We start from the raw sequence: 24,908 nt of genomic DNA, 5'->3' as shown, positions 1-24,908 counted from the left end.
AGTAGGGAGTGCCCTGCTTCATCGCAATCTTCCGTGTACCGCCAGCGCGGCGGGAACGGCGGCGATCCGGCCGCTACCGTTGCCCAACTATCTGATTTCTGGGAGGCTTGTCGCCATTGTGCATAGGGAAAGCAAATTGATGTCGAGAACCCTCTTTTTACTCTTGCTGGCGCTGTTTGCCGCTCTGCCAGCCCTGAGTGCCGAATCGGCAGCCCCCACGGCAGCGGCCTGCGCCATCCGCCATCAGGATCAACTGCTGCTGGTGCAGGATCGCATCTCCTCCCGCTACAGCCTGAGCGGTGGCTATATCGATGGCGACGAGCGCCCCGAGCAGGCGGCGCTGCGCGAACTCTTTGAGGAGACCGGCTTGCGGGGGGAGGTGGTGCAGGAGTTGGGCCGCTGGCAGCGGGCGGTTATCTTCGCTTGTCGCACTCTGGAACCCATCGTCGCCCAGCAAGATTCCGATTTTGTCTCGCTGCTGAAGGCCCCCAATCTGGGGGGAGAGATCCTCAATGCCAGGCTGATCGCCATCGACCTGCTTCCCCGCGAGCAGCGCCGCTTCCCGGATCAGCTCGACTGGCTGCAATCCCGGCTTGATCAGGTGCCCGAGAGCGAGGTGCACTGGCAGGTCGATTTTGTGGCGCAGGGCAATGCGCTGCATCAGGTCGAGATCCCGCTGATGATGCGGCTGCAACAGTGGCTGGGGCCCGATGTCTGGTGGCTGTCGGTCAGCAATCTGTTTGGTTCAGGCGGCTTTCAGCTTGCCCTGATACCTTTGCTGCTCCCGCTGCTGGTGTGGTCGCGGCTGCGCCAGCTGCTGTTCACCATGCTCTGGCTTGGCTTGCTGGTGCAGGCGAGCAAGGAGGGGATTGGCTGGCCGCGTCCCTTCCATCTGCAACCTGAACTGGCAACCCAGAGCGCGCAAGGCTTTGGCATGCCGAGCGGCCACACCGCCTCGGCCCTGCTGTTCTGGGGCACGCTGCTTGGCTGGCTCTGGCCTGCCCGGCGCGGGCTGCCCTATTCGCTGGCCTTGCTGCTGGCGCTGACCACAGGTCTGGCGCGGGTCTGGCTCGGGGTGCACTTTATCTCCGATGTGGCGGTTGGCCTGCTGATTGGCGCCTTGCTGCTGGCTGTTCGCCCCTACTGGCGGCTGGATCAGCGTTCATCTGCTTGGGGATTGCTGATCGTCGCCGCACTGGTTTGTGCTGGCCTGAGCCAGTCGGCCCATCTGGCCGGGATCGGGCTGGCGGCGCTGGGCCTCTGGCTCGGGGGAAGGGTCACGCTGGTGCGTGACGGTTATTCCCCATGGCTGACCGGCGCCGTGGTACTGGCGGGCATGCTGCTGATGGTGGCGGGCGCATGGGCATTGCCGCTGTTGACCAGTAGTTCGCTCACTATCCTGCTTGGTCAGTTTGTGCTCTTTTTCGGGCTGGGGCTCTGGTTGAGCGCTGGCCTCTGGTGGATACTCTCTTTCTTGAAATGCGACACACGACCCAAGGGCAACGGCTCTGACAAGGGAACTCTATGAATGTGAAAAAAGTGGATTTGGCCAAGATAACCTTGGGGGTGCTGTTTCTCAGCATCCTGATTATCTCCTGTTTCTTGGTGTTGCAGCCCTTCCTGCCTGCGCTGGTGTGGGCCACCATGATCACCATCGCCACCTGGCCGCTGATGCTGATGGTGCAGCGCCTGTTGTGGGGCAAGCGCACCCTGGCGGCCCTCTTTATGACGCTGGTGCTGCTGCTGATGTTCGTCATCCCGCTCTTTATGACGCTGGCCAATGTGGCGGAGAAGGCGCCCATGCTGATCGAGCTGGGTACCCATATCAGCCAGTCACCGCCGCCGGAGCTGCTCTGGCTGCAACAGATCCCGCTGGTGGGCGACAAGCTCTATGACTTCTGGCAGCAAATTCTGGCGAGCGGTGGTCAGGTGCTGTTTGCCAAGCTGGCCCCCTATTTCGGTCAGACCGCCCGCTGGTTGGCCTCTCAGGCCGGTAATCTTGGCTTGCTGTTCGTCCACTTCCTGCTGACGGTTGGTATCTGCGGGGTGCTCTATCACTCGGGTGAAGTGGTGGCGACCGGCATTCGCCGCTTTGCCCACCGGCTGGCGGGTCAGCGTGGTGACAACGCCACTGTGCTCGCTTCACAGGCGATCCGCGCCGTGGCGATGGGGGTGGTGGTGACCGCGCTGGTGCAATCCTCGGTGGCCGGTGTCGGCCTGCTGATTGCCGGTATCCCCTACGCCATGGTGTTGGTGGTGGTGATGTTCCTGTTGATCGTCGCCCAGATCGGCCCCTTCCCGGTGCTGCTGGCCTGTATCGGCTACCTCTACTGGAGCGGCGACACCACCTGGGGCACCTTCCTGCTGGTGTGGTCACTGATTGCGGGCACCATGGACAACTTCCTGCGCCCCTTCCTGATCAAGCGTGGCGCCGACCTGCCGCTCATCCTCATTCTGGTGGGGGTAATCGGTGGCTTGCTGACCATGGGGATCATCGGTCTCTTTATTGGCCCGGTGGTGCTGGCGGTGGGTTATACCCTGCTGGATGCCTGGATCAAGGAAGATGACCAACCGGCGACTGCGGCGGTTGAAGCGCCCAAGGCCGAGTGATGATTCGGTAACAAGACGATTCAGCCATCCATTGCTGATACAAAGAGCCGCCCATAAGGGCGGCTCTGTTGTTTATTACCATCCCATGTAGGTTCGATTAGCGAAGCGTAATCGGACGATCGAGATGCCGCCGTCCCGGTTGTATCCATGAGTCAGCGGCATCTGGCAGAGGGGAAATATGGATGGCCGTTATCGCGGGGAATTAATTTACGCGAACGTCCGATTACGCCTTACGGCTAATCGAACCTACGGGCTACTAACTTTCCGCATAATACCGTAATCACAAAAACCAACGCATAATAAAAATGCCATGCGTTGGCTATCCCTCTTGAAGCGTTTGTTAGAATTTGCCAGAATTGATGATATCGTCTAATACATCATCCATACCATATAGCTTTTCTCTAACTATTGAGTTCAACTCTTTCAATGAATCAAGTGCTTCTTTAGTACCTAAGACTTCACTAGTGTAGACGACGGAATGGATATCAGCTTCATGCCAATGTTCGCCCGGAATTGAAGCTAAAGAGTTTACGTCTGGATTGCCAGGGTAGTAATGCAAAAAGTATTTACCCTCTTTGTTTTCTATGATTGACCAAGAATGTTTCTTGTCATATATGAAGAAACACTCAGTATCCATATCTCCCTGAACTACATTAGTGATTAATTCAGGATTTGAAATCATCACATTAATCGCTGTTACAATTTTACTCATTTCCATCCCCAACTAAATGATCAATGTTTTTTACATTTAAATGCCTTAAACGTTCTCTCAACTCACTAACTAGAGCACGTTTTTTGGGCTCAGATAACTGCTTTTTGCCCAATGCATACATATCAATATCTGATAAAGATGATGAGAAATGAGCTTTTAGCTTATCATTCCCTTTTATTTGACCAACTATCTCGTTTAGAATATAAACTATTTTTTCGTTCTCTTTATCATCTTTCGCATTATACTCGTTCAACTTTTCAAGCTTTTCTTTCACCTCTGACAGAGACAACTGGTATGTATAGTTCACTAAGAGCCTAAAAACTGCCGTGAAGCTTTCTTTCTTAGCAAAAAACAAATATATAGCTATCGAAGATGCACCAATCGTAACAATATTGGAAATCAAAGATATCCATTTTACTAAATCATCCAATTCTATCTCCTATGTTAATGCAAATTATAACGTTGGAGGTAAGGGGTGCGGAGCCGGCTTGCCGACGGAGCGTCCCTCTTGACCGATTTGTTAGGCATCCTCATTTGTTGTCACAAGCGATGTGTTAACGCCACGAAATTTGTAGATTCGCTTTGAAACTCTGCGTCCTGAAGCAGATGCTCCTGCTGTAATTCCTTTTTCATCGGCCTTGAGCCCGACACTGCCTTCCCCATTCAGATCATAGAACTCTTCGATCTCTACCTCTTCAGCAATCTCAATTCGTTTTGCTATGGCTAACTCCTGCGCAACTTTTGCCTGAGCCTCGGCCATTTGCATTTGCAATTCTTGTCTTTTTGCAAAAAGCTGAAGTTCCTCGATGGATTTTTTATTCGAGTCGTCTTTGGTCGAGTCAACTGCTGACTCCGCCACTTTCTCGACAAGGTAGCCGATAGGATTGATGTAGATCTTAGCTGCAACGATTGCGGTGTCTTTAAGAGACATGCTGAATTCCTATTGTTTATGCCTAACAGTGATTAGATGGAAGGCGGTACTAATCCGTTAATAGAGCCTTCCATATAACTCCGGTTCGCCATGATCGATTCCACGAAAAAATCATTTTAAAGAAAAATGTTACCGTCACACCTATAGTGCTGGGCGCGCTCGAGCAACATCCTCTTTTGGCTCTACTTTTGCCGCTTGGCAAAAAATACACTTTTGGGGCGGCAATGGAAAGCGCCATCCAGCCTCCTTTTTATAAACAAGTCAGTAGTGTGAGCGGGGTTATATATCAAAAGATCGAAGGAGTGCCTCGGCCAGCAATTTGCCGAGGGTGAAGCCGAGCGGGAGGAGGACGGGCTTGCCACCCTCTGAGGCAGGTCACTGAATCGGGGGCGCTGGCGTGGTTAAATGGTCGGCTCACATCTTGCCGGATATTGCTGTGACCATGCCATCTGACCTTCAGCCGCTGCTCGCTTGGCCTGACTATCTGCAGGCATCCTGGCTGCGCTGCGCCCACCAGACCAGTGCCACCCTTTGGCATCCGCCTCACAGCGCCAAGGGGCAGACCTTGCAGAGCCTGCGCCAGCGCAAGCGCGACCTGCTCACCACCGGCGAGATGGCCCTCGAGGATCTCTACGAATTTATGGAGGGGCGCCCCTGCGCCCTGCTGCTCACTGACGAGAGCGGCTGCCTGCTGGCCCAGACCGGCCATCCCGACACCTTGCGCGAGCTGGCGGCGCTGGGGTTTGGCCCCGGCGCCTTTTTCAGCGAGGGGCGCATCGGCACCAATGCCATCAATCTGGCGGCGCTGGAGGGAGTGCCGCTCTGCGTCAGCGGCCCCCAGCACTTCAACCAGACCCTGCACCCGTGGCACAGCTGCGCCAGCCCGGTCTACAACAGCAATGGCCGTCAGGTCGCCATCATCGCTCTGATCTGCAAGGTGGAGGAGGCGAGCGCCGGCGATCTGGCGCTCACCGTCAGCGCCGGGCGCGAGCTGGCCCATCTGCTGCAGATGGAGACCCTGATGCAGGAGTCCCAGCACCACCTGAGCGAACTTTACGCCCTGCTCGACGGCATGGATGATGGCGTGCTGGCCTGGGATCCGCAGGGCCGACTGCGCTACCTCAACGCGCTGGCGGCACAACGGCTGCGGCTCGATCCCGCACTCTGTCTCGGTCAGCCGCTGGAGCAGCATCTGCTGTTGCCCCAGCGGTTGCAGCTGGCCATCAGGGGGCAGACGCCGCTCAGCCATGTGGAGGTGACGCTGGAGCGGCTCGGCGCGCAGGAGGGGGAGTTTATCAATGCGCTGGTGAGCCTCAAGCCGTTGCCGGGGCCGGAGGGGGTCAGCTTTATCGCTCTGCTGCACCCGGTCGATCGGCTGCGGGCCATTCACCAGCTGCGCCAGACGGTGCCCGAGCTGTCGGCGCTGGTGGGGGAGTCGAGCGCCATGCGCAAGCTGCTGCGCTACGCCCGGCAGGCGGCCCAGAGTCAGGGGCCGATCCTGCTGCGCGGCGAGGAGGAGGTAGGCAAGGCCCAGCTGGCGGAGGCGATCCACTTTGGCAGCGAGCGGGCCGCCGGGCCGCTCATTACCCTCAACTGCAAGGCGCTGCCGAGCGAGCGGATGGCGCTGGAGCTGATGGGTTCCGATGAGGCGGGGCAGGAGCGGGCGGGCAAGTTCGAGCTGGCCCACGGCGGCACCCTGGTGCTGGAGCAGGTGGAGTGCCTCTCTGCCCCCATGCAGGCGGCGCTGCTGCAACTGCTCAAGACCGGCCGCATCCAGCGCTTCGATTCGGCCCGCATCCTGCCGCTCAAGGTGCGGATCATCGCCACCAGCAGCGCCCCACTGGAGCAGCTGGTGCAGGAGGGGTTGTTTGGCCGCCAGCTGCTCTATGCCTTGCAGGCGTGCGAGCTGTGGCTGCCGGGATTGCGGGAGCGCACGGCGGATCTGCCGGGCCTGATCAGCCAGCAGCTGGCGGCGCAGGGGCGCGAGCCGGTGCGCCAGTTCAGTCCGGCGGCCCTCGATTGTCTGCTCGCCTATCCCTGGCCCGGCAATCTGGGGGAGCTGCGCAGCGCCGTCGAGCATGCGCTGCTTCATGCCGGTCAGGGGCCGATCCCGCCGGAGGCGCTGCCTGCCGCCATTCGTCACGGCTATCAGCGGGTGGCAGACGAGGTGGTGGGGCAACCGCTGCTCACCCTGGCGGAGCTGGAGCGCCAAGCCATTTTGCGCTGCGCCCACGCCTGCAAGGGGCAGGTGAGCCAGATGGCCCAACATCTGGGTATCAGCCGCACCACCCTCTGGCGGCGGCTCAAGCTGCTCGAGATCGATCCCGCCGACTATCACTGCTGATGGTGAGCCGTCGCGAACCGGCCCGCAGAAAACGACAAGGCCCCGCAGATGCGGGGCCGTTTTTATATGGCAAGGTTAGCTTTGGCGCGGTTACAGCCCCAGCTGGTGGGCGGTGACGATGGCCGCCAGCACATCCTCGGCAGTGACCTTGAATGGCATGTTGTGGATGGTCTCGCCCTCGGCGGTGGAGGCTTTGGCCACCTCCATCAGGCGCGCCATATCCAGCTCCTTGACCCCCATCATATGCAGGTTGGTCGGCAGGCCCACCGAGCGGCAGAAGGCCAGTACGGTTTCGATCTCCGCCATCGGCGCATTCTCCAGCACCAGCTGCACCAGGGTACCGAATGCCACTTTCTCACCGTGGTAGAGGTGGTGACACTCGGCCAGCTGGGTCAGGCCGTTGTGGATGGCGTGGGCGGCGGCCAGCCCGCTGCTCTCGAAGCCGATACCGCTCAGGTAGGTGTTGGCCTCGATGATGTTCTCCACCGCCTTGGTGCAGAGCCCCTGCTCCACCGACAGCTTGGCCTTGTAGCCATCGGCCAGCAGGGTCTTGTAGCAGAGCTCGGCGATGGCCTGCGCCGCCAGCGTGGAGGCGCCACCTGCCATGGTCTGGCAACCGGAGACCTTGTTGGCGCGCGCTTCGAAGTAGGTGGAGAGCGCATCCCCCATGCCGGAGACCAGCAGCCGCACCGGCGCGCGGGAGACCACACCGGTATCCATGATGACCATGTTGGGGTTGGTCGGGATCATCAGGTATTCGCTGAACTGCCCTTCCGGGGTGTAGATGACCGCCAGCGCGCTGGTGGGGGCATCGGTGGAGGCGATGGTCGGCACTATGACCACCGGCACCTTCTGGTAGAAGGCGACCGACTTGGCGGTATCCAGCGTCTTGCCGCCGCCGATGCCGATGATGACGTCAAACGGGGTCTGGTTGCAGCGGGCCAGCAGGCGGTCGATCTCGGGGCGGGAGCATTCGCCGTTGAAGCAGTCGAACTCGGGCTTGATACCGGCGCCGTGGAAGCTGGTGGCCACGGTATCGCCCACCAGCTTGGTGACGAAGGCGTCGGCCAGAATAAGCGGCTTGCTGCCGAGCGCTTTGACGTAGTTGCCGATATTGGCGAGGGCCCCGTTGCCTTGCACGTATTTGCTGGGGCTGATGATAATGCGGTCCATATTCTATCCCTCTCTCTAGTTCATAAGACTTCTTTTGAAACTAACAGGGGCGAAGGGGCGGCAGTGCCGGGGACTCCTTCGTCTTGAATGGTGCTGCACAGGCTCTGCGAGCGAGTGCAGCACCTTGAAACAGTGGCGTCAGTCGTCGAAACGCTCGTCGGCCAGCTGCTGGAAGCAGGTCAGTGCGGCGGTGGCATCCTCGCCGCGTGCCAGCAGGGTGAGCTGGTCGCCCTGACGCACGTTGAGCATGGCGAGCCGGGTCAGGCTGCGGGGGTTGGCTTCTTTATCCCCCTTTTGCAGCTTGAGTTCAGCGGCAAAGGGCTTGAGGGCGGCCACCAGTCGGGCGGCGGGGCGCACATGCAGGCCGTGGGGGTTATCCACCACCACCTCGCAGCGCAGCCAGCCGTCGTCGGTAACGGGGGCGGTCTCGGTGGCGGCCTGCGCAGTGCTGGTTGGCAGCATCGCCTGTTTCGGGCCCAGCGCGCCGAGTGCCTCGGCGGCTACCTCATCCAGCGTCATGCCGGAACCGGCCGCCACCACGGCGGCCAGGGTGCCCTCGACCAGCGGGGCGGGGCAGAGCCGCACCCGGGCGCTCAGCTCCGGTGGCAGCAGTTCGAGGGCGGTCTCGGCGCTCAGGAGGGCGCTGCCCAAGTCCATCAGCACCAGCACGCCGCTGCCGTCATCCGCCTCTTCTATCGCACTCATCACGGCGATGGCATCGGTGCCGATGGGGTGGTCGGGGTCATCGACCCCAGCCGCCAGCAGCAATCGGGCCGGGCTGCCGAGCTGGTCGGCCAGCGCTTTCAAACCGGCCGCCAACATGGCGCTGTGAGAGACAACTACGATTCCGATCATGTCACAACCTCGCTCTGTCACGCAGGGCGGTCAGCAGCAGCAGGGTCGAGGTGGCCCCGGCATCCTGATGGCCGATGCTGCGCTCGCCAAGATAGCTGGCGCGCCCCTTGCGGGCCTGCATCTGGATGGTCGCTTCGGTACCGGCTGCTGCGGCTGCCACCGCCTTGTCCAGCGCTTCGTTGAGGGGCAGCTCTTGCTGCTGCGCCTGTTGCAGGGCGGCCAGTGCCGGCCACCAGGCGTCGCACATGGTCTTGTCGCCCGGCTCGGCACGGCCGCGGGAGACGATCCCCTCCACCCCGTCGCTCAGCATTTTGCACAGCTGGCTGAGACTGAGGCTCTGGCAGGCATCGCTGCTGGCCGCGGCCCGGATAAAGAAGGTGCCGTAGAGCGGGCCGCTGGCACCGCCGACCGAGGAGAGCAGGGTCATGCCGGTGGTTTTCAGTACCTGCCCGATATCCTTGTCCGCTACTGCCGGCAGCTTCTCGGCCACCTTGGCGAAGCCGCGCTGCATGTTGAGGCCATGGTCGCCGTCGCCGATATCGGTATCCAGCGCGGTGAGGTAGTCACGCTGCTCGGTAAAGATGTGTTCGCAGTCGAGCAGCCAGTTGACGATTTGGTGTTTGCTTAGCATGGCTATCGGCACTCCTTAGCAGCCGCGACGCAGGGCGGGGGTGTGAACGGGGGCATCCCACAGGGTCATCAGCTCATCATCCACCTTGAGCAGGGTGATGGAGATACCGGTCATGTCGAGGGAGGTGCAGTAGGGGCCAATCAGGTTGCGCACCAGATGGATGCCCGCCTCCTCGCACAGTGTGGCGAGGCGACCATAGACGCCATAGAGCTCGGAGATGGGGGTACCGCCCAGGCTGTTGACCAGCGCGATGACCCGATCGCCCTTGTTGAGCGGTTCGATAAAGGTGTGCTCCTCCTGCCAGCTGCCGCTGGTGCGATCCCAGTGGCGCAGTGTGCGGCCATAGGGGGTGTTGTCAGCAAGCTCGCTGAACATGTCGTCCACCAGGGTATTGAGGTCGGTGAAGGGGCGGCGCTCGATGCCCGGCTCGCCGTGGATACCGACGCCGAACTCCAGCTCGTTGTCCGCCAGAGTGAAGGAGGGCTTGCCAGCGGCAGGCACGGTGCAGGCATGCATGGCCACGCCTATGGTGCGGCTCTGGTTGTTGATGCGACGTGCCAGCGCCTCGCAGCGCGCCAGATCGTAGCCTGCTTCGGCGGCGGCACCGACCAGCTTCTCGCACAGCACGGTCGTGGCAACCCCACGGCGACCTGCAGTGTAGAGGCTGTCTTTGACCGCCACGTCGTCATCGATCAGGGCGAAGCCTACCTTGACCCCGTCGCCGTGCAGCAGCTCGACTGCGGTTTCGAAGTTGAGCACGTCGCCGGTGTAGTTCTTCACCAGAAACAGCACGCCCGCGCCGCCATCAACGGCCTGACCGCACTCGTACATCTGATCCGGCGTCGGGGAGGTAAAGATCTCGCCGGGGCAGGCGCCATCCAGCATCCCTTTGCCCACCAGACCGCCGTGCATCGGCTCGTGGCCGCTGCCACCGCCGGAGACCAGCGCCACCTTGCCCATCACGGGGGAGTCGGCGCGAGTGATGTAGTGGGGTTCGATACGTACCTTGAGCTCGGGGTGGGCGGCTGCCATCCCCATCAGTTGTTCACGGACCACGGCATCGACGGCATTGATCAGTTTCTTCATGGCTCACTCCTTGGCTTGCCACCGCTCGGGTGGGCAAATGGTTGATGGAGCCAGTCTAACGACAGAAAAAGGGATAAAAATGACGGGCGATTTGGTTCGGATTTGAAACAGCAGAAGGGGGATGGATGTTTCAATCTGAAACGGCGTAGGGCTAGCGGGCGGGAAACTGTTAGCGGCCTCACAGCCATGAAAAAGGGCCCCGCAGGGCCCTTCGCTATAACCGGAATATACGGGCAGGTTAGATGGCCCAGCCACCGGCATAGAAGATCACCAGTGCCAGGGCGATGATGACGGTGCCGACGTTCAGCTTCTTCCACTCGGCAGCGAAGATGCGGCCAACGACCAGCGCCACGAAGCCCAGCATGATGCCGGTCACGATGTTGCAGGTGAGCACGATGAAGACGGCGCACAGCATGCCGGAGAGCGCATCGACCGAGTCGCTGAAGTCCAGCTTGGTGACGTTGCCCAGCATCAGCAGACCGACGTACATCAGGGCTGGTGCGGTGGCGTAAGCCGGTACCAGATAGCTCAGCGGGGAGAGGAATATCATCAGCAGGAACAGCACGCCGACCAGCGCAGCGGTCAGACCGGTCTTGCCACCTGCTGCGGTGCCTGCTGCAGATTCGATGTAGACGGCCGCCGGAGCACCGCCAACGACGCCTGCCACCATGCTGCTGACGGAGTCGGCAGTCAGGGCTTTGCCGCCGCTGATGATGTGGCCACGTTCGTTGATGAGACCCGCCTGTCCGGCCACGGCACGGATGGTGCCGGTAGCGTCAAACACAGCAGTCATCACCAGCGCCAGTACGGTCGGAATCACCACCGGATTGAGGGCGCCCAGCAGGTCCATGCTGCCTACCAGAGAGCCCTTCTCTCCAGTCAGGCTTGGCATGGCGAAGAAGCCCTGCCAGGTCACTTTCGGATCGAAGATAAGGCCGAGGATGGAGATGGCGATAATCACCATCAGGATTCCGCCCGGCACCTTGCGACGCTCCAGACCGAAGATGGCGGCCAGACCCAGCACCGTCATGATGACCGGGAAAGCGGTCACTTCACCCAGCTGCACCGGCAGACCGGCCCCTTCGTTCTTGATCACCATGCCGACGCCGTTGGTGGCGATCAGCAGCAGGAACAGACCGATACCGATGCCGGTGCCGTGAGCGATGCCGGAGGGGAGGTTATCCAGGATCCACTGGCGCACGCCGGTGACACTGATCAGGGTAAACAGCACACCCATCAGGAAGATGGCGCCCAGAGCGACCGGAATGCTCAGTCCCTGACCCAGCACCAGACTGAAGGCGGTAAAGGCGGTGAGGGAGATGGCGCAACCGATAGCCATCGGCAGCTTGGCCCACAGGCCCATCAGCAGGGAGCCGAAGGCGGCGATCAAACAGGTGGCCACAAACACCGGGCCCTGCTCAAAGCCGGCAGCACCCAGCATGTTCGGCACCACTATGATGCTGTAGACCATCGCCAGGAAGGTGGTCAGCCCCGCGACCAGCTCCTGACGCACGCTGCTGCCGCGCGCAGAAATGGAAAAATAAGAGTCCAGAAAGCCGCCTGTCCCTGTTTGGGCGGCCATATCTTGCTTTGCCATAACTAATCCTGAAAGTGTGAAGGAAATCGTTTGCGTTGGTGGCGCGCAAAATAGCAAGAATTCGCGGCAAATACAGCGGATAACCGGACTTTTTCGTCACTATTTTACATTTTGAGTCCATTCGGAGCTCATTCTAAGACTCAAGCGGTGAGAGCGTGTAAGGAAGGGATCAAGCGGTCGGGGGAGGGGAGATCAGTGAGGAAAAAAGCGGGGAACAACAAAAAACCCGCCGAAGCGGGTTTTTTTAAATTCTTGCAGAGCTGTCAGCAGTTGGCATAAGCCATCAGCAGCATGCTCCGGCTTGAATTACAGACCAACTACGTTGGCAGCAGCCGGGCCTTTCTGGCCTTGCTCGATAGTGAACTCAACGCGCTGACCTTCGTCCAGGGTTTTGAAGCTGGTGGACTGGATAGCGGAGAAGTGTACGAACACGTCTTTGCTGCCGTCAGCCGGGGAGATGAAACCAAAACCTTTCTCAGCGTTGAAGAACTTAACGGTACCAGTCATTTTGTTAGACATAATAATTTCCTTAAATAGTGTTGAATGCCACCTAAATGGCAATTTTTGATTTTTCGTCAGCAATACGTATGGGGAGCACTAAAGAAGGAGAATTATTTGATAAGAATTATCCGAGGATAACGCTTATGCTAATCACTGCTTTACTAAAATGACTGCCTAACATAATCAGGTCTGAACTGCCGAACCATCGAGAAAGATTAAAACACGCTCTCATTTTTAAAGCAAACTTTATCTCGATATTAATGTTTTGTAACAACCAAAAATATCATTTTTTATAGTAAACATGATGCATTTCAACGGCATAGAAAAATCCGTGCAGACTCATATCACCCTGTTGCAAGCCGGATTCGGCTTTTTTGTCCTGACTATGTAGCCAGTTCTGGCAAAAAATATGAGAAAAAATGAAAAGGTGGCGATAGATGGGGATTGTCAGTTGGCGTTCTCTCTAACTCACAATGTAAATCACTTCTTTGCTGCTGCGATTAGCTTCTGAGCGGCAAAACAATGGCAGCGCCAAATCTGGCTCATCGAGCATCGCCCAGACATGCAAACGCCCGCAGGCACAAGTGCCAGCGGGCGTTTTGCAAGAAGGGCTCAGCGCTTGCTGCGAAACTTGTTGCTGACCGAATCAATCCAGCTGAAGGTTTCCGGCAGTACCTGGTTCTTGGCACGCTCTTTGGCTTTCTCGCGAGCCAGCTTGGAGGCAGCCTTGGCCGCTTCGGCGCGGTCGGCCACAATTTTCAGGCGACCCTCTTCGCGGATCTTGTTCCGCTCTCCGTTGGTCAGCTGGTGGTCTGCATTGGCTTGTGCCTTTTGCAATAACAAGGCTATCTCGGCTTTTTCGGCCTCGGTCAGATCTTTCATTTCCAGCTTTTTCACGGCGCGCTCCTGCGGCAGGGTGGTTAGACACCCTAACACAGTTGTGCCGATCACTTCTTATGCAATCGGCTTTCCGGCAGTAAAAATGCGGGTTTGTGCCAACTTTCCGTTATTTCGCTGCCACTTTCCCGCCTGTTTGCCACATTTCAATTTATGGCGAGCGGTGAGGGCAGCTCTTGCTCCTCCGGCTCGACGTGGATCAGCACGATGGCGTGGGGCAGCTGTGCCATGATGGCGTGTTCGATGCGATCACAGATATCGTGGGCTTCGCCGATGCTCATCTCCGGGGGCAGGGTGAGGTGGAAGTCGATATGGCGACGACGACCGGCACGACGGCTGCGCAGATCGTGAAAACCGCTGGCGGCAGGGCAGCATTCGGTGATGATGCGGCTGGTCATCGCCAGCTCTTCCGGGCTCATACTCTGGTCGATCAGCGGCTGGAAGGCCTCGTTGAGCATGCTGATGGCCTCTCTGACAATAAAGATGGCGACCGCAATGGCGACCAGTGGGTCGAGGATGGCGAGTGAATGGCCGAACAGACCGGCCAGCCAGATCCCGCCAAGACCGACGGCGACTCCGGCTGAAGTGAGCACATCCGCCTTGAGATGAAGCGCATCGGCAGCCAGCGCGACCGACTCCTCCTCTCGGGCCACCTTGTAGAGGTAGGCCGAGACACCGCTGTTGACCAGCGCCGAGATCACCATCACCAGCACGCCCCAGCCAATGCTTTCAATCGGGCTGGGGGTGATCAGCTTGTTGACGGCTTCGAAGATGATCCAGCCCGCGGCCAGCAAGATAAGCAGTGCTTCGATGACGCCGGAGACATTTTCAATCTTGTCGTGACCATAGGGGTGCCGTTCATCGGGCGGGAGATCGGACTTTTTCACCGCGAACAGGGCGATCAGGGCCGCCACCAGATCCATGGCGGAGTGGATCGCCTCCGAGATGATACTGACCGAGCCGCTGGCGAAACCGGTCACCATTTTCATGATGATCAGACTGATATTGGAGCAGACCGACACCATGGCGGCTCTGGTTTTTCTGTTCATGTCACAGCTTCCTGAATAAAAACGGATATTTTGGTGCGGCGCGCATTATATCCGGCTGACCGGAAATAACCTATTCGGTGTTGTAACCTGATGTTTCCGGTGATATTGCGAATGCTTATTAAAATGGTGGCCTCTTGAACGGCAATAAATAATGAGAGGGATTTATATTTATCCGTGAAAATATCTAGCCTACGATGGATTAATATAAGCGTGACAACATTTAATAATGCGAATTACTCTTTTTTGGTCTTTCCTGTCGAGGTCCTTTGGCCTCTGCGCTCAGGGGACGGAGCACAGCATTTTTTGGACGAGAATGAGGCTGGATCCGGATGCCGCTGGAGGGTATGCTGGGTCTGGTGATGGTCTTGCACCATCCCACCAAGCGTACTGAAGTTGATGATTCGGATGGCATGCTGGCTCCCATGAGGAACCAACTGTCTGGGTAACATTTTTGGAGTTTGATGATGAGTAACAAAGAACATCACAACGGCAAAGATGCCAAGAAAAAACCGCAGATGTCACTGAAAGAGAAACGCGAAGCCAAACGTCAGAAAGCAGAACTGAAAAACGGCAGCGCAATGAAGTAACGCTCCCCTACTGCTGTTCCTTCGGAGCCAGTACAAAGCCAGCCCTTACCGGCTGGCTTTTATGTTTGTGGCTCACGGCGTGGCGCCGTAAGCCGCGAAAATCTGGTGATAACGACCATCCTGACGCATCGCCTCAAGGCGCTTATCAAACAGATTGCGGGCATCGGCCGTTCGGAAGGCAAAGTGATAGACGGTGGGCGGGAAGAGGTCTGCTTGCCTGACCTGATTGCGCTCGTAGTGCTCGCCTGCCTGGGCGGTGGCAATCAGCTGGTCGAGGTAGTAGTAGAACACCCGCTCCTCCAGTACGACTGCATCGACCCTGCCGCGCATCAGTTGGTGCACCTGCACCTGCTGCTTGGCTACCTCCTCATAGTGGGGATTCTGGTTGGCCATGGTGGCGAACGCGCCCCCCAGAATGATCCTTGCCCGTTGAAAGGCGGTAACCCGTTTTGAATGCAGGTCGTCCAGAGTATTGATGTGGGTGCTGCGCAGGGTGAAGATCCGGTTATGGAAGGTGATAACGGGCTGGGTCAGAACGTGAGGATCAACCATCCCGGGTCTGACGTTGATGATGGCATCCAGCTTTCCTGACTCGAACAGGCGGAAGGTGCGCTCCAGCGGCAGAAATTCAAAGCTGGGTTCATAGCCGCTGCCAGCGAACGCCTCTTTCAGCAGATCCAGCTCAATGCCGCGATTCTCGCCTTCGATGACATAAGGGGGGATGGCAAAGCTGACCCCGACCTTGAGTGGCTTTGCCTGCAACTGGCCGGAGAGCATGCTGGTCAGCATTAGCAATAAAGGGGTGAGCAGTTTCATTGCACTTTTCACAAAGCGCTCCTGTGGAGAATATCCATCACTGTAGGGGAGGCAGCCAAAAAGCGTTATATCCCTTTCGGGCTGAGAGGTTCAGCCTGAGTGCATAAAAAAAGACCCTGAGTTATCAGGGCCTTTTCAATATTCTGTTCTTAGAACGGGATATCGTCGTCGAAATCCATCGGCGGCTCGTTATATACCGGCGGCGCAGATTGCGGCTGCTGGGCAGGACGGCCATAACCGCCTTGCGGCTGCATGTTCTGCTGCGGAGCCGGTGCCGGGCGCTGCTGATTCATCGGCTGCTGGGCAGGCATGCTCTGCTGTGGCTGACCCCAGTTACCCTGGGATTGGCCACCCATGTTCTGGCCCATACCCTGACCGCCTTGCGGACGGCCACCCAGCATCTGCATCACGCCAGTGAAGCTGTCGACCAGCACTTCAGTGGTGTAGCGCTCCTGGCCGCTCTGATCTTGCCATTTGCGGGTCTGCAGTTTGCCTTCCACATAGACCTGGGAGCCCTTCTTCAGGTACTCGCCAGCCACTTCGGCCAACTTGCCCATGAATACGACGCGGTGCCATTCGGTACGCTCTTTCTGCTCACCGGTCTGCTTGTCGCGCCAGGTTTCGGAGGTAGCCAGAGTAATGTTGGTCACAGCACCGCCACTCGGCATGTAGCGTACTTCCGGGTCTTGCCCGAGGTTACCGATCAGAATGACTTTATTGATGCCTCGACTGGCCATAATCTCTCTTCCACCTTATTTACCGGCCAGGTCGAAACCTGGTCCAACACGACTAGATACCTGATTAGTTGCTGTGTGCGGGGCGCAATGTCCCGCAGACGCATGTGACGGTCATAGTAACAGTTGCGAAGCGGATTGGCAGCATCCTTAACCGGCTTGATGCGCCAAAGGTAACTGTTGGCTCCTGCTGTAGTGATGGTCGGGTTGCAGCTGTTTCCGGCGCGTCCGGCATCACATTTCTGCCATATATTCCTGTTATGCTGGCCGATTGGCGAATTGAAATAGGTTTTTAAATCGACTAAAAACATATGGTTACGATATTTATGAGATCCATTCTCATACTTTTTTAATATTGTGCTCCCATACCTCCTTGGTAGACTCAGTCGGCCAGATTAGGTGGTTTACAGGTTCAAGGAAGAGCACACAATGAAAGCCGCATGCCCGATCGCACTGGTCACTGAAAATAATGTGCAGGCCAGCACATTTGCTGCATACCTCATCTCTCATTTGAGCCGTCCCGTCCAGCTAATCCACGAGATTAATCAGCTAGATAACCAGTGTGACGGCACGCTGTTTCTCATCGATCTCGACTATATCCGCTCCGGCCAGTCACTGGGCTGGAACCGGGCGATCTCCGAACGCTTTGGCATGGCGACCACAGTGCTGCTCAATGCTCCCACTGCGACGGATCGCGACCTGCTGCTGATGTGGCCGCAGATCTGTGGTCTGTTTTTCCGTCAGGATCCGCTCGACCGACTGGTTGCCGGGTTGCAGAAAATCCTGCTTGGCGAGTACTGGATGCCGCGCCACCTGCTGTGCGAGCTGGTCGAATACTATCGCCAGGGCAATAGCTACCTGCTACGCAACGACACCCTGCTGACAGCCAGAGAGCAGGAGATCATCCGTTATCTGATGACGGGCGCCTCCAATGTCGAGATCGCCGACAGCCTGTTTGTCAGCGAGCACACCGTCAAATCCCACCTCTATAACGTCTTTAAAAAGCTGAATGTGAAGAACCGGATCCAGGCGGTGAGCTGGGCCAAAGAGTATCTCGATGCTCCGGACTCCCACTGATGAAAGCGCTCTCTGTGGCGTGTTGCCTTGCGCTGCTCTGGGGCTGCACGACCGTTGTGGCGGCCGAGGCCGATGCACCGCTGGAGCCGGTGCAGCCGGAGCAGGAGAGTGATCGGCTGGATGTGGATGGTCTGGTACTGGATCGCACTTTTACCCGCTTCGGTCAGGGCTTTTATAACGAATTTACCCGGTTGCGCAGCGATGAAGACCCGGATGCCAGAGAAAATCTGACGATTCATGAGCGCCCGACAGCTCGCTGGGGCAGCCTGATCTGGATCACTCATAACCGGAAGGTGATTTTTAAAACCGCGCTCTCTCCCGGCCGCAATCAGCAGGAGCAGAGCGCCAAACTGGCTTGGTCACAGGTCAGGCAGACCCTCGAACAGCAGAAGATCGCGACCCTGTTCATGGATACCTTCGATTTGGAACATGATGAACTATAAGGATATTTTTCATGCGTGCCCGGTTATGGCTAGTTGCTGCACTGATAGCGCCAACGCTCCATGCGTCGGAGCTTGTCTATCGCCCCATCAACCCCAGCTTTGGGGGTAACCCTCTCAACAGCAGTCATCTGCTTGGCACCGCCAATGCGCAGAATGATTACAAGGATCCCGCCAGTGGCAGCGGTAGCAGCGGCACCTCGGCGCTGGATCGCCTGACCTCCAACCTGCAATCCCGCCTGATCAGCCAACTGCTGGCCGATATCGGCAAGGATGGCAGCCAGAGCGGCAGTCTGGTGACCGATGATTTTGCCATCAATGTGGTGGATGAAGATGGCACCCTGGTGGTTTCGATCACCGACCGGGTGACCAACCAGACCACCATGATCGAAGTGAATGGTCTGATTGCTGACTGAGGGCGCGATGAAACGACAACTGTTATTGATAGTGCCCCTGCTTGCGCTGGCTGGCTGTGCGACCCATATCGGCTCGCCCGTTGCTGATGAGAAGGCAACCCTGATGCCGCGATCCGTCTCTTACAAGGAGCTGATCAGTCTGCCCAAGCCAAAAGGGAAAATTGTCGCGGCCGTCTACGATTTTCGCGATCAGACCGGTCAGTACCTGCCAGCACCAGCCTCCAACTTCTCCACGGCAGTCACCCAGGGCGGGGTCGCCATGCTGAGCACGGCCTTGTGGGACTCTCAATGGTTTGTGCCGCTGGAGCGGGAAGGGCTGCAGAACCTGCTGACCGAGCGCAAGATTGTGCGGGCGGCCCAGAACAAGCCCAATGTTCCCGGCAACAATGCCAATCAACTTCCCTCGCTGGTTGCCGCCAACATCCTGATCGAGGGGGGGATCGTCGCCTATGACAGCAATGTGCGAACCGGCGGGGCGGGGGCCAAGTATTTTGGCATCGGCGCCAGCGGGGAGTACCGCGTCGATCAGGTGACGGTCAATCTGCGAGCCGTCGATATCCGTTCAGGCCGGATCCTGAACAGTGTCACCACCTCCAAGACAGTACTGTCGCAACAGGTGCAGGCCGGGGTATTCCGTTTCGTCGAGTACAAGCGCCTGCTGGAGGCCGAGGCCGGTTTCAGCACCAATGAGCCGGTACAGATGTGTGTCATGTCGGCTATCGAGTCCGGGGTGATCCGGCTGATAGCCAATGGCGTGCGGGACAATCTGTGGCAACTGGCTGACCAGCGGGATATCGACAATCCGATCCTGCAGGAGTACCTGCAAGACAATGCCCCGCTACTTTGAGCTTTCCCGCTCGCGCAATGCCCTCCCTGGTGGAGGGCATTTTTTTGGCCTCCATCGAATACGAATTAAGACTTTCTGCTCAGCGACAGGGCGGCGCTTTTCATCCTCGAATCAGCGGAGTGCCTGATAGGCCGCCTCTGGTCTGACAGGGATACTGTGGGCGTTTTCCAACAAGGCGATGGCGCGATGAAACACCTGTTGAGTGCTCTCTTTATTCTGCTGATATCGGGCGCCCCGCAACTCGCCGCAGAGCCTGCCGTCTTCGACGAGCTGGCGATGGCAAGCGAGCTGGATTCCGGTCTGCAGAACGATGGTAATCAGGCGCTGTTGTGGCAACTCGGTAGCGAGCAGCAACTGCATCTCACCCAGCAAGGGGAGCTGAATCAGGCGCGTCTGCTGCAACAGGGTTGGGCCAATGAGTTGGCGCTCTCCCAGGTGGGAGATGAGAACTGGGTCAATGGTGCGCAACTGGGCGAGGGCAATAGCGCCGAGCTCTATCAGGCGGGCATCAATAACCGGATTTGGCTGCTGCAACAAGGCAGCGGCAATGAAGCCTGGATCAGTCAGCAAGGGGCAGATAATCAGGCCCGGGCGATCCAGCTGGGTGATGGCAATCAGGCCAGCATCGAGCAAAACGGGTATGGATTGGCGGCAACCGTTATTCAGACGGGAGCCAATCAGCAAGTAAATGTCGTTCAAACCAACTGAGCCTAGGCTCAACCATTAGCACGAGAGGGAAATCATGTTTAAACGTACCATCATTGCCTCGGCAGTTCTTCTGGCGACCAGCACCGCTTGGGCGGCATCTACTGGCAACCAGGCTACGGTGAACCAGGCCCAGAGCGGCAATACCGCCACCATTAACCAGGTGGTGGGAAGCGTCGATAACAAGGCTAACATCGATCAAACTGGTAACGACAACACAGCTGTTACCACTCAAAAGAATACCGGCCAGTCAGATGCCGATACTCGGCAGGTAGGTGACCGCAACCGTGGTTACATCTTGCAACAAGGTGACACTAACCTCTCCAAAGCCTCCATCGATACAAAGGGGAACGACAACTTTGCTGATGTGATTCAGCAATTTGAGAATGGCGGTGCGGTTGCCGGGGTTGTGCAGGATGGGGAGAGCAACGACGCCAAGATCAAGCAAGATAATGGTGACGGAGCTGACTCCATGATCACTCAAATCTCGGATGGTAATCAGGCTGTCATTAATAACCAGATATCCGATTTCGCTCGGGCGAGTGTACAGCAGCTAGAAGGGGGGGCTCACAAGGCTGACGTGACCCAGACAGCGGCTGATGGAGCCAACGCCGAAGTGGTACAACGTGGAGAGAGCAATATCACCAAGGTGCTGCAGGCAACCGGTAACTATGACTATGCACCGGCGGAAGGAACATCTGCAGTGGTGACTCAGAGTGGTTCTTTGAACAATGCAGACGTCACTCAATACGATAGTGCCAACGTAGCGACTGTTGAGCAAAGTGGAACCGGCGGTAAGGTGGTGACCCTGCAACAAGGATCTGATGCTGGGGAGGGCAACCACCTGCTGGCAAAACAGAGTGGTAGCAGCGAGTTTGCTGAGTTGAAACAAGATGGTAATCGCAACCGTATTGAGACCGACCAGCAAGGTACTGGCAATGATGCCTTGATCAACCAGACAGGTGATGACAACAAGGCCGTGGTCAATCAGTTAGCCAGCAGTACCGATGGTGCGGTCACCATTGATCAGGTAGGCAATGACAACTATGCCAATGCAGTGCAACAAGCAGGCAGCGGCAATACCATCGATATCGACCAGAACGGAACTGGCAACCAGGTTGCATCTGCTCGTGATGGTGAAGGCAAAGGCGCATGGACCTGGGGCTCGGACAACGAGCTGGTCGTTGCTCAGAAAGGTACTGACAACTGGGCTTATGCTGATGCGTCTCACTCTGAGTCTGTGGTCAAAGTGAGCCAGGATGGTGAGCTGAACAATGCCAAGGTTGAGTCCTACTTGGGTAGCGAGAACAAACTCACCGTGACCCAGAACGGCGCTGAGCACGAGGCTAATGTCTACGTCAATGCTGGGGTTGGTGGGGGGCGCAACACCGTTGATGTGGTGCAAAACGAAAGCTTCAATACTGCCAATGTGACCGTATTGGGCAGCGATAACCGTGCCTATGTCTATCAGGGTTCTGGTAGCAACTGATGGTCATCTCCGGATTAAGGGGCCTGCGGGCCCCTCTTTTATTGGTGCTGCTCTGTGGGTTGATGCTGGTTTATCGCGTTCCTTCACCAGCAACTGCAAGGGAAACCGAGATAGAACCCGATCCGTCGATCCGCTTGTCCCTCAATATGGTGCAGAGCGAACAGGGGCTGTCACTTGCACCGACGCTGTTCAGCAAGCGCGACGTGACGGTGAGTGTCAGGTTGCTGGTGCGCAGCGAAGGGGCAGCCGGGAGCACGACTCAGCGCCAGAGCCGTAATCTGTCGCTGCAGGCTGGAGTGGTCATGGCGGTTGGCAAAATAGGGCTGGGTTTGCGTTGCCCCTATCGGGTCGAGGTCACCGCCCGGATATGGCAAAACGAGCGGCTGCTGGTAGAGAAAAAAGAGCAGATGGCGTGCGCCGGATGATGCGCATTTCCTCTCATGACTGTCTATTCATCCAGTAGTCTCTATGCCATACTGACTCGCTCAGGTTTCTGTATCGAGCGTGCAACAAGATGGAAAAGATCGTGGTCCGGGGTGCTCGCACCCACAACCTCAAGAACATCAATCTGACCCTGCCCCGCGACAAGCTGATCGTGGTCACCGGCCTCTCCGGTTCGGGCAAATCCTCTCTGGCGTTCGATACCCTCTATGCCGAGGGACAGCGCCGCTATGTGGAGTCCCTCTCCGCCTATGCCCGCCAGTTCCTCTCCCTGATGGAGAAGCCGGACGTCGACCATATCGAGGGGCTCTCGCCCGCCATCTCCATCGAACAGAAGTCCACTTCCCACAACCCGCGCTCGACCGTCGGTACCATCACCGAGATCTACGACTACCTGCGTCTGCTGTTTGCCCGGGTCGGTGAGCCCCGCTGTCCGACCCACGCCATTCCGCTCGCCGCCCAGACCATCAGCCAGATGGTGGATCAGGTGCTGGCTCAACCGGAGGGGAGCAAGCTGATGCTGCTGGCCCCGGTGGTGCGCGATCGCAAGGGGGAGCACACCAAGCTGCTGGAGAATCTGGCGGCCCAGGGCTACATCCGTGCCCGTATCGACGGCGAGGTGTGCGACCTCTCCGATCCTCCGACTCTGGAGCTGCACAAGAAGCACACCATCGAGGTGGTGGTGGATCGCTTCAAGGTGCGCGATGACCTTGCCTTGCGTTTGGCCGAGTCGTTCGAGACGGCGCTGACCCTCTCCGGTGGCATCGTACTGGTGGTGCCGATGGACGGTGAAGAGGGGGTTGCCCCCATGACCTTTTCCGCCAACTTCGCCTGCCCGGAGTGCGGCTACTCAATTTCGGAGCTGGAGCCACGCATCTTCTCCTTCAACAATCCGGCTGGTGCCTGCCCGACCTGCGACGGCCTCGGGGTGCAGCAATATTTCGATCCAGCCAAGGTGATCGGCGATCCGGCCATCAGTCTGGCCAATGGCGCCATCCGTGGCTGGGACAAGCGCAGCTTCTACTACTTCCAGATGCTGAAATCCCTCTCCGAGCACTACAAGTTCGATCTGGAGACGCCGTGGGAAGATCTACCGGTCAAGACCCAGGAGGTGATCCTGCGTGGCTCCGGTCGCACCGAGATCGAGTTCCGTTACATGAACGATCGCGGCGATGTGGTAGTGCGCAAGCACCCGTTCGAGGGGATCCTGCACAACATGGAGCGACGCTACCGGGAAACCGAGTCCAACTCGGTGCGCGAAGAGCTCTCCAAGTACATCGCCAACAAATCCTGTACCAGCTGCGGTGGCAGCCGACTGCGGGAGGAGGCGCGCCACGTGTTCGTCGACAACCGCAATCTGCCGGCCATTGCCGAGCAGTCCATCGGCGATGCACTGGCCTTCTTCGAGGGGCTTAACCTCACCGGCCAGCGCGCCCAGATTGCCGAGAAGATCTTGAAAGAGATCGTCGAGCGGCTTGGCTTCCTGGTGAATGTGGGTCTCAACTATCTGAGCCTGTCCCGCAGTGCCGAGACCCTCTCCGGTGGCGAAGCGCAGCGCATTAGACTGGCCAGCCAGATCGGTGCCGGGCTGGTGGGCGTCATGTATGTACTCGATGAGCCTTCCATCGGTCTGCATCAGCGCGACAACGAGCGGTTGCTCAAGACCCTCACCCATCTGCGCGATCTGGGCAACACGGTGATCGTGGTGGAGCACGACGAGGATGCCATCCGCCTCGCCGACCATGTGCTCGATATCGGCCCGGGCGCTGGCGTGCACGGTGGCGAGATTGTTGCGCAGGGCACCCCCCAGCAGATCATCGACAATCCGGAATCGCTGACCGGTGACTACCTCTCCGGTCGCAAGCAGATTACCATTCCGGCCGAGCGCACGCCGCTCACCGGCAAGTGGCTGAAACTCAAGGGGGCAAGCGGCAACAACCTACGCAACGTCAACCTGGATCTGCCCATCGGGGTGATGACCTGCGTTACAGGTGTTTCCGGCTCCGGCAAGTCGACCTTGATCAACGACACCCTGTTCCGCATCGCCCACCGCGAGCTCAACAAGGCGACCGAGTCCACCCCGGCACCCTATCGCAGCGTCGAGGGGCTGGAGCATCTGGACAAGGTGGTGGATATCGACCAGAGCCCCATCGGTCGTACCCCGCGCTCCAACCCGGCCACCTATACCGGCCTGTTTACCCCGATCCGCGAGCTGCTCTCCGGTACCCAGGAGGCGCGCTCCCGCGGCTATCAGCCGGGCCGCTTCTCCTTCAACGTGAAAGGGGGCCGCTGCGAGGCGTGTCAGGGGGATGGGGTCATCAAGGTGGAGATGCACTTTCTGCCGGATGTCTACGTGCCGTGCGACGTCTGCAAGGGCAAGCGCTATAACCGCGAGACCCTGGAGGTGAAGTACAAGGGCAAGAACATCCACGAAATCCTCGAGATGACGGTGGAAGATGCCCGCGAGTTCTTCGATCCGGTGCCGGCGGTGGCGCGCAAGCTGCAGACCCTGATGGACGTGGGCCTCTCCTATATCCGTCTCGGCCAGTCGGCCACCACGCTGTCGGGCGGCGAGGCGCAGCGGGTCAAGCTGGCGCGTGAGCTCTCCAAGCGGGACACCGGTCAGACTCTATACATTCTGGATGAGCCGACCACAGGGCTGCACTTCCACGATATCCAGCAACTGCTCAAGGTGCTGCACCAGCTGCGGGATCGCGGCAATACCATCGTCATCATCGAGCACAATCTGGATGTGGTTAAAACTGCCGACTGGATCGTCGATTTGGGACCGGAGGGAGGCGCCGGTGGTGGTCGCATTCTGGTGACGGGGACGCCGGAAGAGATTTGCACCAATAAAGAGTCTCATACAGCTCGTTTTTTGCGGCCACTATTGGCGCGATAAGCCGTTATAATCGAGGGGCCTTTGGCCCCTTTTTGTTATAAAAATCGGGAGCATAGGGGGAAGCTCGT

The 24,908-nt window shown here is 58.2% G+C and carries 25 protein-coding genes; 12 read left to right on the top strand and 13 right to left on the bottom strand.

All coding sequences use genetic code 11. The features are described 5' to 3' along the window. Positions 1-139 precede the first annotated feature (139 nt). Together AB5Z02_RS10760 and ydiK are read left to right on the top strand one after the other, a co-directional pair. The gene (locus tag AB5Z02_RS10760; RefSeq protein ID WP_368215988.1) at positions 140-1,528 is read left to right on the top strand and encodes a phosphatase PAP2 family protein; all 1,389 of its coding nucleotides are present in this window, start codon (positions 140-142) and stop codon (positions 1,526-1,528) included. Next, positions 1,525-2,610, top strand: coding sequence for an AI-2E family transporter YdiK (ydiK, locus tag AB5Z02_RS10755; protein ID WP_058059023.1), 1,086 nt, complete (start codon positions 1,525-1,527; stop codon positions 2,608-2,610). Before AB5Z02_RS10760 ends, ydiK begins: the two co-directional genes overlap by 4 nt. A gap of 340 nt (positions 2,611-2,950) precedes the next feature. Here the strand turns inward: ydiK and AB5Z02_RS10750 are convergent, their stop codons facing one another. The 3 genes from AB5Z02_RS10750 to AB5Z02_RS10740 form a co-directional block, all read right to left on the bottom strand. Next, on the bottom strand, positions 2,951-3,322 hold the full coding sequence (locus AB5Z02_RS10750; RefSeq protein WP_323928441.1) for a hypothetical protein: 372 nt from the start codon (positions 3,320-3,322) through the stop codon (positions 2,951-2,953). Continuing rightward, the gene (locus tag AB5Z02_RS10745; protein ID WP_203512333.1) at positions 3,315-3,752 is read right to left on the bottom strand and encodes a hypothetical protein; all 438 of its coding nucleotides are present in this window, start codon (positions 3,750-3,752) and stop codon (positions 3,315-3,317) included. The genes AB5Z02_RS10750 and AB5Z02_RS10745 overlap by 8 nt, the downstream gene beginning before the upstream one ends. A gap of 90 nt (positions 3,753-3,842) precedes the next feature. Continuing rightward, entirely contained in the window at positions 3,843-4,253 is a 411-nt protein-coding gene (locus AB5Z02_RS10740; RefSeq protein ID WP_323928172.1) for a hypothetical protein, read from the bottom strand. 442 nt (positions 4,254-4,695) lie between these two features. Between AB5Z02_RS10740 and dhaR the strand changes: the two genes are divergently transcribed. After that, positions 4,696-6,597, top strand: coding sequence for a dihydroxyacetone kinase operon transcriptional regulator DhaR (dhaR, locus tag AB5Z02_RS10735; protein WP_368215987.1), 1,902 nt, complete (start codon positions 4,696-4,698; stop codon positions 6,595-6,597). A gap of 90 nt (positions 6,598-6,687) precedes the next feature. Here dhaR and AB5Z02_RS10730 read toward each other — a convergent pair whose 3' ends face one another. From AB5Z02_RS10730 to AB5Z02_RS10695, 8 genes are all read right to left on the bottom strand, one after another. Further along, a complete protein-coding gene (locus AB5Z02_RS10730; RefSeq protein WP_368215986.1) occupies positions 6,688-7,770 on the bottom strand; it encodes a glycerol dehydrogenase in 1,083 nt (360 codons plus the stop codon). 138 nt (positions 7,771-7,908) lie between these two features. Beyond that, entirely contained in the window at positions 7,909-8,625 is a 717-nt protein-coding gene (dhaM, locus tag AB5Z02_RS10725; protein ID WP_368215985.1) for a dihydroxyacetone kinase phosphoryl donor subunit DhaM, read from the bottom strand. Between the two features lies 1 nt (position 8,626). Beyond that, positions 8,627-9,256, bottom strand: coding sequence for a dihydroxyacetone kinase subunit DhaL (gene dhaL / locus AB5Z02_RS10720; RefSeq protein ID WP_005341571.1), 630 nt, complete (start codon positions 9,254-9,256; stop codon positions 8,627-8,629). A 15-nt stretch (positions 9,257-9,271) separates the two neighbouring features. Beyond that, positions 9,272-10,342 carry a dihydroxyacetone kinase subunit DhaK gene (gene dhaK / locus AB5Z02_RS10715; RefSeq protein WP_005340163.1) on the bottom strand — a complete coding sequence of 357 codons (1,071 nt, stop codon included), beginning with the start codon at positions 10,340-10,342 and terminating at the stop codon, positions 9,272-9,274. Between the two features lie 238 nt (positions 10,343-10,580). Next, positions 10,581-11,939 carry an NCS2 family permease gene (locus tag AB5Z02_RS10710; protein ID WP_201995368.1) on the bottom strand — a complete coding sequence of 453 codons (1,359 nt, stop codon included), beginning with the start codon at positions 11,937-11,939 and terminating at the stop codon, positions 10,581-10,583. Between the two features lie 306 nt (positions 11,940-12,245). Next, positions 12,246-12,458: an RNA chaperone/antiterminator CspA gene (gene cspA, locus AB5Z02_RS10705; protein WP_005316548.1), complete on the bottom strand. Its 213-nt coding sequence runs from the start codon at positions 12,456-12,458 to the stop codon at positions 12,246-12,248. 594 nt (positions 12,459-13,052) lie between these two features. Then, positions 13,053-13,337 carry a DUF3811 domain-containing protein gene (gene yjbD / locus AB5Z02_RS10700; RefSeq protein WP_005340165.1) on the bottom strand — a complete coding sequence of 95 codons (285 nt, stop codon included), beginning with the start codon at positions 13,335-13,337 and terminating at the stop codon, positions 13,053-13,055. Between the two features lie 146 nt (positions 13,338-13,483). After that, on the bottom strand, positions 13,484-14,386 hold the full coding sequence (locus tag AB5Z02_RS10695; RefSeq protein ID WP_368215984.1) for a cation diffusion facilitator family transporter: 903 nt from the start codon (positions 14,384-14,386) through the stop codon (positions 13,484-13,486). 461 nt (positions 14,387-14,847) lie between these two features. Here AB5Z02_RS10695 and AB5Z02_RS10690 point away from each other — a divergent pair, with 461 nt between their 5' ends. Continuing rightward, complete coding sequence (locus AB5Z02_RS10690) at positions 14,848-14,973, top strand: hypothetical protein (protein WP_019445191.1); 126 nt, start codon at positions 14,848-14,850, stop codon at positions 14,971-14,973. 72 nt (positions 14,974-15,045) lie between these two features. Here AB5Z02_RS10690 and AB5Z02_RS10685 read toward each other — a convergent pair whose 3' ends face one another. Together AB5Z02_RS10685 and AB5Z02_RS10680 are read right to left on the bottom strand one after the other, a co-directional pair. Continuing rightward, positions 15,046-15,789: an ABC transporter substrate-binding protein gene (locus AB5Z02_RS10685; RefSeq protein ID WP_103251932.1), complete on the bottom strand. Its 744-nt coding sequence runs from the start codon at positions 15,787-15,789 to the stop codon at positions 15,046-15,048. A gap of 149 nt (positions 15,790-15,938) precedes the next feature. Next, entirely contained in the window at positions 15,939-16,526 is a 588-nt protein-coding gene (locus tag AB5Z02_RS10680) for a single-stranded DNA-binding protein (RefSeq protein ID WP_005340181.1), read from the bottom strand. A 426-nt stretch (positions 16,527-16,952) separates the two neighbouring features. On the opposite strand from AB5Z02_RS10680, the gene AB5Z02_RS10675 reads away from it, so the two are divergent. The 8 genes from AB5Z02_RS10675 (at position 16,953) to uvrA (ending at position 24,840) form a co-directional block, all read left to right on the top strand. Beyond that, on the top strand, positions 16,953-17,600 hold the full coding sequence (locus tag AB5Z02_RS10675; RefSeq protein ID WP_042080923.1) for a LuxR C-terminal-related transcriptional regulator: 648 nt from the start codon (positions 16,953-16,955) through the stop codon (positions 17,598-17,600). Continuing rightward, the gene (locus AB5Z02_RS10670) at positions 17,600-18,043 is read left to right on the top strand and encodes a curli production assembly/transport protein CsgE (RefSeq protein ID WP_064337428.1); all 444 of its coding nucleotides are present in this window, start codon (positions 17,600-17,602) and stop codon (positions 18,041-18,043) included. The genes AB5Z02_RS10675 and AB5Z02_RS10670 overlap by 1 nt, the downstream gene beginning before the upstream one ends. Before the next feature lie 11 nt (positions 18,044-18,054). Continuing rightward, entirely contained in the window at positions 18,055-18,456 is a 402-nt protein-coding gene (locus AB5Z02_RS10665) for a curli assembly protein CsgF (RefSeq protein WP_005355004.1), read from the top strand. A gap of 7 nt (positions 18,457-18,463) precedes the next feature. Beyond that, positions 18,464-19,303: a CsgG/HfaB family protein gene (locus tag AB5Z02_RS10660; RefSeq protein ID WP_005355003.1), complete on the top strand. Its 840-nt coding sequence runs from the start codon at positions 18,464-18,466 to the stop codon at positions 19,301-19,303. Between the two features lie 186 nt (positions 19,304-19,489). Then, the gene (locus AB5Z02_RS10655; protein ID WP_257724934.1) at positions 19,490-20,011 is read left to right on the top strand and encodes a curlin; all 522 of its coding nucleotides are present in this window, start codon (positions 19,490-19,492) and stop codon (positions 20,009-20,011) included. A 34-nt stretch (positions 20,012-20,045) separates the two neighbouring features. Next, complete coding sequence (locus tag AB5Z02_RS10650; protein ID WP_231721465.1) at positions 20,046-21,497, top strand: curlin; 1,452 nt, start codon at positions 20,046-20,048, stop codon at positions 21,495-21,497. Continuing rightward, complete coding sequence (gene csgH, locus AB5Z02_RS10645) at positions 21,497-21,922, top strand: curli-like amyloid fiber formation chaperone CsgH (protein ID WP_368215983.1); 426 nt, start codon at positions 21,497-21,499, stop codon at positions 21,920-21,922. Before AB5Z02_RS10650 ends, csgH begins: the two co-directional genes overlap by 1 nt. A gap of 89 nt (positions 21,923-22,011) precedes the next feature. Further along, a complete protein-coding gene (gene uvrA / locus AB5Z02_RS10640) occupies positions 22,012-24,840 on the top strand; it encodes an excinuclease ABC subunit UvrA (RefSeq protein WP_368215982.1) in 2,829 nt (942 codons plus the stop codon). Positions 24,841-24,908 lie beyond the last annotated feature (68 nt).

The organism is Aeromonas sp. R2-3, from assembly GCF_040908375.1.
In the GTDB taxonomy this organism is placed as follows: Bacteria; Pseudomonadota; Gammaproteobacteria; order Enterobacterales; family Aeromonadaceae; genus Aeromonas; species Aeromonas veronii.
This window is presented reverse-complemented; position numbering and strand designations above follow the sequence as displayed.

What these genes read in the sequence shown, in the direction of transcription:
- AB5Z02_RS10760 (WP_368215988.1), top strand. Translation starts at nt 140, where the DNA reads ATGTCGAGAACCCTCTTTTTACTCTTGCTGGCGCTGTTTGCCGCTCTG.
- ydiK (WP_058059023.1), top strand. Translation starts at nt 1,525, where the DNA reads ATGAATGTGAAAAAAGTGGATTTGGCCAAGATAACCTTGGGGGTGCTG.
- AB5Z02_RS10750 (WP_323928441.1), bottom strand. Translation starts at nt 3,322, where the DNA reads ATGAGTAAAATTGTAACAGCGATTAATGTGATGATTTCAAATCCTGAA.
- AB5Z02_RS10740 (WP_323928172.1), bottom strand. Translation starts at nt 4,253, where the DNA reads ATGTCTCTTAAAGACACCGCAATCGTTGCAGCTAAGATCTACATCAAT.
- dhaR (WP_368215987.1), top strand. Translation starts at nt 4,696, where the DNA reads ATGCCATCTGACCTTCAGCCGCTGCTCGCTTGGCCTGACTATCTGCAG.
- AB5Z02_RS10730 (WP_368215986.1), bottom strand. Translation starts at nt 7,770, where the DNA reads ATGGACCGCATTATCATCAGCCCCAGCAAATACGTGCAAGGCAACGGG.
- dhaM (WP_368215985.1), bottom strand. Translation starts at nt 8,625, where the DNA reads ATGATCGGAATCGTAGTTGTCTCTCACAGCGCCATGTTGGCGGCCGGT.
- dhaL (WP_005341571.1), bottom strand. Translation starts at nt 9,256, where the DNA reads ATGCTAAGCAAACACCAAATCGTCAACTGGCTGCTCGACTGCGAACAC.
- dhaK (WP_005340163.1), bottom strand. Translation starts at nt 10,342, where the DNA reads ATGAAGAAACTGATCAATGCCGTCGATGCCGTGGTCCGTGAACAACTG.
- AB5Z02_RS10710 (WP_201995368.1), bottom strand. Translation starts at nt 11,939, where the DNA reads ATGGCAAAGCAAGATATGGCCGCCCAAACAGGGACAGGCGGCTTTCTG.
- cspA (WP_005316548.1), bottom strand. Translation starts at nt 12,458, where the DNA reads ATGTCTAACAAAATGACTGGTACCGTTAAGTTCTTCAACGCTGAGAAA.
- AB5Z02_RS10695 (WP_368215984.1), bottom strand. Translation starts at nt 14,386, where the DNA reads ATGAACAGAAAAACCAGAGCCGCCATGGTGTCGGTCTGCTCCAATATC.
- AB5Z02_RS10690 (WP_019445191.1), top strand. Translation starts at nt 14,848, where the DNA reads ATGATGAGTAACAAAGAACATCACAACGGCAAAGATGCCAAGAAAAAA.
- AB5Z02_RS10685 (WP_103251932.1), bottom strand. Translation starts at nt 15,789, where the DNA reads ATGAAACTGCTCACCCCTTTATTGCTAATGCTGACCAGCATGCTCTCC.
- AB5Z02_RS10680 (WP_005340181.1), bottom strand. Translation starts at nt 16,526, where the DNA reads ATGGCCAGTCGAGGCATCAATAAAGTCATTCTGATCGGTAACCTCGGG.
- AB5Z02_RS10675 (WP_042080923.1), top strand. Translation starts at nt 16,953, where the DNA reads ATGAAAGCCGCATGCCCGATCGCACTGGTCACTGAAAATAATGTGCAG.
- AB5Z02_RS10670 (WP_064337428.1), top strand. Translation starts at nt 17,600, where the DNA reads ATGAAAGCGCTCTCTGTGGCGTGTTGCCTTGCGCTGCTCTGGGGCTGC.
- AB5Z02_RS10665 (WP_005355004.1), top strand. Translation starts at nt 18,055, where the DNA reads ATGCGTGCCCGGTTATGGCTAGTTGCTGCACTGATAGCGCCAACGCTC.
- AB5Z02_RS10660 (WP_005355003.1), top strand. Translation starts at nt 18,464, where the DNA reads ATGAAACGACAACTGTTATTGATAGTGCCCCTGCTTGCGCTGGCTGGC.
- AB5Z02_RS10655 (WP_257724934.1), top strand. Translation starts at nt 19,490, where the DNA reads ATGAAACACCTGTTGAGTGCTCTCTTTATTCTGCTGATATCGGGCGCC.
- AB5Z02_RS10650 (WP_231721465.1), top strand. Translation starts at nt 20,046, where the DNA reads ATGTTTAAACGTACCATCATTGCCTCGGCAGTTCTTCTGGCGACCAGC.
- csgH (WP_368215983.1), top strand. Translation starts at nt 21,497, where the DNA reads ATGGTCATCTCCGGATTAAGGGGCCTGCGGGCCCCTCTTTTATTGGTG.
- uvrA (WP_368215982.1), top strand. Translation starts at nt 22,012, where the DNA reads ATGGAAAAGATCGTGGTCCGGGGTGCTCGCACCCACAACCTCAAGAAC.